This is a genomic window from Paracidovorax sp. MALMAid1276, assembly GCF_049198005.1.
In the GTDB taxonomy this organism is placed as follows: Bacteria; Pseudomonadota; Gammaproteobacteria; order Burkholderiales; family Burkholderiaceae_C; genus Acidovorax.
This window is the reverse complement of sequence record NZ_JBMIRS010000075.1, coordinates 1-538: the sequence shown is the minus strand read 5'-3', so window position 1 is coordinate 538 and position 538 is coordinate 1. Positions and strand designations below refer to the sequence as shown.

Genomic DNA, 538 nt, shown 5'->3' with positions numbered 1-538 from the left:
AGGCACTGGTACGCCAGCTGCACCGCTGCGAATTCTTGGAGAACGCCAACAACGTGGTGTTGGTGGGTGGCCCGGGGACGGGCAAGACCCACATCGCCACAGCCCTTGGGGTGCAAGCCATTGAGCACCATCACCGCAGGGTGAGGTTCTTCTCCACGGTGGAGCTGGTCAATGCACTGGAAGAGGAGAAGGCTCAGGGCAAGCCGGGGCAGATCGCGCACCGCCTGGCCTATGCCGATCTGGTGATCCTGGATGAACTGGGCTACCTACCGTTCAGCGCCTCTGGAGGCGCCTTGCTGTTCCATCTGCTGTCAAAGCTGTACGAGCGCACGAGCGTCGTGATCACCACCAACCTGAGCTTCAGCGAATGGGCCAGTGTGTTCGGGGATGCAAAGATGACCCCTGCATTGCTGGACCGGCTCACGCATCACTGCCATATTCTGGAAACCGGCAACGACAGCTACAGGTTCAAGAACAGCTCCGCACAGCAACCACCACAGACCACCAAGAAGGAGAAGGCGACCAAGAACTTATCCAC

The 538-nt window shown here is 59.5% G+C and carries 1 protein-coding gene; it reads left to right on the top strand.

Annotated elements, in window-relative coordinates; genetic code table 11:
* Window positions 1–538 (top strand): IS21-like element helper ATPase IstB (gene istB / locus ACOQFS_RS04775; RefSeq protein ID WP_421561768.1); only part of this gene is annotated, 538 nt, incomplete at both ends.